7 protein-coding genes are annotated in these 5,242 nt (G+C 38.3%); all 7 read right to left on the bottom strand.

What is annotated here, in order from left to right:
- Positions 1-427 precede the first annotated feature (427 nt).
- The 7 genes from NI466_RS15450 to NI466_RS15420 all read right to left on the bottom strand — a co-directional run bounded on the left by NI466_RS15450 (position 428) and on the right by NI466_RS15420 (position 5,132).
- On the bottom strand, positions 428-1,093 hold the full coding sequence (locus NI466_RS15450) for a pseudouridine synthase (protein ID WP_253173988.1): 666 nt from the start codon (positions 1,091-1,093) through the stop codon (positions 428-430).
- An 84-nt stretch (positions 1,094-1,177) separates the two neighbouring features.
- Complete coding sequence (locus NI466_RS15445) at positions 1,178-1,891, bottom strand: SIMPL domain-containing protein (protein ID WP_004281732.1); 714 nt, start codon at positions 1,889-1,891, stop codon at positions 1,178-1,180.
- Positions 1,892-2,013: 122 nt separating this feature from the next.
- Positions 2,014-2,262 carry a DUF6868 family protein gene (locus tag NI466_RS15440; RefSeq protein ID WP_253173987.1) on the bottom strand — a complete coding sequence of 83 codons (249 nt, stop codon included), beginning with the start codon at positions 2,260-2,262 and terminating at the stop codon, positions 2,014-2,016.
- A gap of 530 nt (positions 2,263-2,792) precedes the next feature.
- Entirely contained in the window at positions 2,793-3,056 is a 264-nt protein-coding gene (locus NI466_RS15435; RefSeq protein WP_253173986.1) for a hypothetical protein, read from the bottom strand.
- Between the two features lie 113 nt (positions 3,057-3,169).
- Positions 3,170-3,391 carry a hypothetical protein gene (locus NI466_RS15430; RefSeq protein WP_004732115.1) on the bottom strand — a complete coding sequence of 74 codons (222 nt, stop codon included), beginning with the start codon at positions 3,389-3,391 and terminating at the stop codon, positions 3,170-3,172.
- Between the two features lie 164 nt (positions 3,392-3,555).
- Positions 3,556-3,699 carry a zinc ribbon-containing protein gene (locus NI466_RS15425; protein ID WP_004645925.1) on the bottom strand — a complete coding sequence of 48 codons (144 nt, stop codon included), beginning with the start codon at positions 3,697-3,699 and terminating at the stop codon, positions 3,556-3,558.
- 191 nt (positions 3,700-3,890) lie between these two features.
- Complete coding sequence (locus NI466_RS15420; RefSeq protein ID WP_253173985.1) at positions 3,891-5,132, bottom strand: ATP-dependent nuclease; 1,242 nt, start codon at positions 5,130-5,132, stop codon at positions 3,891-3,893.
- Positions 5,133-5,242: the final 110 nt, after the last annotated feature.

Here is a 5,242-nt window from a genome sequence, read left to right as displayed (position 1 = left end):
AATAATCGCCCCAGAAAGACACTGGGATGGTATACGCCCAGTGATGTTATGGCTGGTTTTTATACTGTTGCACTTGCCGCTTGAATCCGCCAAGTTTAAAAATAATGAAAGGAAAATTAAAAAACCATAAAAATAAAGGCATCAGGCCTATAGTGGGAGATAAAAGAATAAAAATTCTCTAGGCTCATCATCAAGAGATAAACCGAACATTAAAAATTTATGTGCGGTAGTGACAACCGATCAGGCAATGGATCAGTAGAAAATTTCATTTGAACATGCTTGTAAAGCTACTCATCTCCAAGCTACTATCGAAATAAATTCTCACACTTTTTATTCGGGTTGCCCAGTTTAAGGGCTTGAACCTCATTATATTTATGAGCTTAAAAAGCATGTGTCCGGTTGAATCTAACTATTAAGCAGAATCAAATTAGAACGGTATGGCTGCCTTAATTTCGACCGTGACACCACTCAAAGGCTGGGTAAAAGCCAGATAACTGGCATGCAAGGCCATACGATTTAAAGGACTGCGCTGGGGTTCAGGATGATAAATTTTATCGCCAGTAATGGGATGACCGATATGCAGCATATGCACGCGTAGCTGATGGGAACGGCCGGTAATGGGGGTCAACAACACCCGACTAATGTCTTGCTGGGGTAGATATTCTAAAGCCTGATACAAGGTTTTGGCGGCCTTGCCCAGTTCAAAATGCACCATCTGACGCGGACGGTTTTCCCAGTCGGTAATTAAAGGCACTTCGACGCTGCCCTCACCCTCAAGTTTGCCTTGTACCAGCGCGACATAATTTTTAAGTACCGTGCGTGCCTGAAACATTTTACTCACTGCCACTTCTGCATCGCGGTGTTTGGCAAACATCAAAATACCGGAGGTGGCCATATCCAGACGATGGGTAATTTTGGCCTGCGGATATTTATCCAGCACACGCAAATAGGCACTGTCATGATGCTCAGGTAAACGCCCTGGAACCGACAATAATCCTGCCGGCTTTTCAATCACCACCAGATCATCATCTTCATAAACGATATGCAACGGTTCTTGCGGTGGACAATAGACAAAGTCATGGTTAATGGGCATTTTAAGGGTACAGCATCTGGAACAATGCGCGCAAAATAACAAGCGGCTTCTGGGCTGTCAATTACCGTGCTTGACCAGCTCAGCTTAATCTGCCAGATAATAATCGACCGTCGAGACTACACGCACTTTCTTCAAATACGGGGTATTGCTGTCGCGATCTTCAATACTAAACAACCCCTGATTGGCAGACTTGATTTTGCCGAGACTGCTTTTTGAATCGGCAGCAAATTTTTCCGCCACACTTCGGGCATTTTCGGTGGCTTGTTCAATCATCGCCGGCTTGATGTCATTCAGCTTGGTAAATAAATATTCCGTTCTTTGTCCCGAATCATCCCCTGCAAAGGCAATGCCTTTTCTGCCCAAGGCCACCAGACGACTTTGTGCCGCACGCACTGCATCTATTTTATGGGTATAGACTGTAATGGTCTGGCTGGCGGTGTAACGTAGCGCGACATTGGCATCCCCGCCATATTGCTGGGCGTATTTATCGGTGATACTCGGTGAAGCACTGGTAATTTCTTCCGTGCTAAATCCTTCATTTTTTAAGAAGGTCTGAATTTCCTGGGTATTGGTTTGCATGGTATCGTACAATTCGGCCAAATCCTGACTGCCGGCATTAAAGCGGATTGGCCATACCGCCACATCGGCTTTGACTTCGCGTTCCGACAAGCCTTTGACCGAAACTATACGTTCATACTGTTTAATTTTCAGCGCGCTATTGCCCAGAATCCATCCTGTAATAATCATTCCCAAGCCGATCAAGGCGCCTAAAATCAGGGCCGGTTTGAATTGATTCATCCTTCAACTCCTTTGAAATCTTTTTTCGTTCTTATTGATCCTGCCACGCTATCAAGTAGCGATAAAATGATACTAATTCAATGTTATTTTTATCACTCGAAGATTCAATCACAACATCGTACTTAACCTTGATTTATCAGATAGATTGCAATTAACGGCGTCAGGTTAAATAGCAGAATCCCAATTTTATAGAGCGCCATCCCTGAATAATGAATCACATCGAAACTGGCATCTGACAGCCGAAACCATTTTCCATGCACCTGCTTCATCCAGTTTCGAGCAAAAATAAAGACCATGAACCAGATCATGAGAATGACATAATTAATGAGTGTGCAAAACAGTAAAAAACGGCACCAGATATCGAGATTCATGAGGATTCCCCTAAGGGGCAGCTGATGTTTTTAAAATAACAGATCATGCTGATAAATGAAGGATGGATTTGTATCCTGCTTGGATAAATAGTTTTCTTAAATTTATGATTTATATTTATTTTAATTTTTAATTCTACGTATATTGCTGGAGAATTTTTTAGGGTGTTGGGAAAACTCGCAATGGTTTACTTCAACTATCATTCTTTGTAAGACCTGATCTTATAGCCTATAAACTTTTGGTCTATAGCGTCCTAAGCCGAATCGAGACCTTTTGGGTTCGTACTGCACTCGCGTTTTGCGCCGCTCACAGCATGCTACTCTTTCCGATCCCATCACACCCTTGAAAGCTATATTAGGCAAAGATGGACGGGATTAATTTCCTATGTTTTTTTAATTTGCATTAAATCTGAAAATTTATTTCATTATTAACCCACATATAGAGAAATAAATTCCATTTCCAATTTTTTATGCTTTTTTATTCGCCAAAATGAGACTTTATTGCAATTTATATTCAGGACAGGATTGCTGTTTTATTGAAAGAATGTTCCCTGAATCCATTGCGCACTAAACCACCAGGCACTAATCGCGGACATCCCGCACAGAAGATTAGCCAGTACCTTATTAATTCTAGTCAACTCAGAACTATAAATTTTCAAATTAAGCAAATAAGCGATTACAGCGTAAACCGAGCCAATCGCGCCCCCAAAAAGAATCAAGATGAGCGGCCATGCAGAATAGAAATGGGCTTTTTTTTCTAATTTTCCTGACTCTGGTGCGTGCTGTTGAATATCCATAGGTGATAGCCCTCTTTTTAATATATGCACGTGCACTATTTCTAGGCAGATATTTCCTCTTTAGAAAACATTTGCCTTCTAGGACTTTCACTGAAGCAAGAAGCAGACCAGTTTTATCGTACAAATAGCTGTCGGGTATGATGATTGATATAGGCATTCAAGCCATCGCCATATTGAGCAAGCTGTTTCATGTTTTCGACATGCTGATAACCGGCACTGCTATAGCTATAAGTATAAACTTTCGAGGTTTTCTTAAATTGAACTCGAATAAACTCGTTACCAATCTCGTAATTGGCAACACCTGAGTCATGATTAAGATCAAGATAATGTTGCAATTGAGCTGCCCTAAACACGATGAATCCAGGGTTTTAGATGGGGTTTTATTGATCAATTTTCAAACAAATTTAAATCATAAATAGCGAAGTTTAGATAGCAAAAAGCCCTATTGAGTAATAGGGCTTTCGTTCAAAACAGAGGATAACTGTTTGAGTTGTTTTGCTTAGGCATTCTTATTGTTAAATTGATTGCCTTGGCATTTGGTACACGGTGGTAAACGATCAGTACCAATTTCTAAGTAGGTGCGGTGTCCGCATTGAACACAAAAATAGAAGCCTGTTCCGGGTTTTTCGCCAGCAGTAACCATCTTTGTTCTCCATGGTTTTAGAAATGGTCTAGCTAGTATAACCCTCTGGTGATGAATGTCTATTGTCCATTTTTGTAAATGATGGTGTCGATTGGGCGAAGCAATATTTTCATAAAAAATTTGACAACCTTATAAAGTGTTGGTTACCAATTTTTCTATTACTCAAAACTTCAACTCATGAAGAATAATGATTAAATTTTTTGTAAACACCAAGTAGTAAAATCTTGAATATGAACTAGATCTGCTATTACTTCTTCAACACTTTTTTCATTTAAATTTTGCTTAAACTTATACCATTCACCAGTTTTTTTAGTTTCTAAGCAAAGATGGGGCTCAATTGCACCTAACTTCCACACCCAAATTGACTGTGCTTTGAAATGTTCTCTTAATTCAGTAATAAATTCATCTGCTTTTTGCTGCTGTGCTAATAATTCATAAATTTCAGCAGCTTTAAAGCCGCCACCTTTTGTTGGATATCCTCCTTCAAGTTTAAAACCATGAGTCGGTTGTATCTCATTAATAATATCTAGACATGTTTTTATACATTTATGTTCTTTTTCAATCAACTTAAACTTATGGGCTGAAAATGCAAAATCTAAATCAGCCAATGCTTTCGCAGGAATATTCATCTCTTTTAAAATATTTATCATTCCAGGAATACTCTGTGAACCATTAGCTATTACTAAAGCTAACTTGAGCTCTCCTAATGTTTTACCTGTAATTTTTTTAATTAAGGGCGGTAAAACTTGCTTTTCAGTATCACCTTCTGCAATAAGTACAGTATCTGAAAATAAAATTTGTCCTAAATTATAAGTTTCAAACAGTAGTCGCGCTTGTGCATCATGAGTGTCTAAAATCTTAGTAATAGCTTCTTTTAATCTGACTTCAACTCGTGTTCCTTCAGCATTTTTACGCACAATATTCGTATATGGAATATCGTCTTGTTCGATCATAAATGGTGAATGTGTTGTAAATATGACTTGATAACCTTTCTTTGAAAGACTTTTTAAAGATGCTCGTAATAATTCAATAGCTTGCGGATGCAAGAATAATTCTGGTTCATCAATAAGGAGTAAATTCGTTTTTCCCTCTTTAGAAACATCTTTTGTAATTTCTGCTAAATGCCTAATTAAAGTCATTTGAATAGCTCTTTGAGCACCATGCCCCATATCAGTAAAATCAGTTTTCTTCTGATTGCCCTCTTCCGTAACTTTAATTTTTCCCTGCTTAAACAGATCTGCAATATCAGGTGTTGGAATATCAATATTCAGCTTTAATCCGGGGAAAAAATCTTCTATTTTTTCATTAATTGAATCATCAAATTCCTTAAAATCTTTTAATCTTTCTTCTCCATCTACGTTTAACTTTGATCCAATCACTTTTAAAGCATCATTAATTACGTCGACTTTTGTTGCAATTATTTCTTTTTGCAAAATTGCTATTAGTTTTCCAATAGACCTCTTGCGAAAGTAAAAACCACCTCAATATAAATTTCATGAGATATCAGAAATTAAATCGTTTTTCAGATTCTGAATTCAAACGC

It is taken from the genome of Acinetobacter lwoffii, assembly GCF_024129595.1.
Taxonomy (GTDB): domain Bacteria; phylum Pseudomonadota; class Gammaproteobacteria; order Pseudomonadales; family Moraxellaceae; genus Acinetobacter; species Acinetobacter lwoffii_O.
Note: the sequence above shows the minus strand (reverse complement) of the source record. Positions and strands in the feature narration are given on the sequence as shown.

What these genes read in the sequence shown, in the direction of transcription:
- NI466_RS15435 (WP_253173986.1), bottom strand. Translation starts at nt 3,056, where the DNA reads ATGGATATTCAACAGCACGCACCAGAGTCAGGAAAATTAGAAAAAAAA.
- NI466_RS15440 (WP_253173987.1), bottom strand. Translation starts at nt 2,262, where the DNA reads ATGAATCTCGATATCTGGTGCCGTTTTTTACTGTTTTGCACACTCATT.
- NI466_RS15450 (WP_253173988.1), bottom strand. Translation starts at nt 1,093, where the DNA reads ATGCCCATTAACCATGACTTTGTCTATTGTCCACCGCAAGAACCGTTG.
- NI466_RS15425 (WP_004645925.1), bottom strand. Translation starts at nt 3,699, where the DNA reads ATGGTTACTGCTGGCGAAAAACCCGGAACAGGCTTCTATTTTTGTGTT.
- NI466_RS15445 (WP_004281732.1), bottom strand. Translation starts at nt 1,891, where the DNA reads ATGAATCAATTCAAACCGGCCCTGATTTTAGGCGCCTTGATCGGCTTG.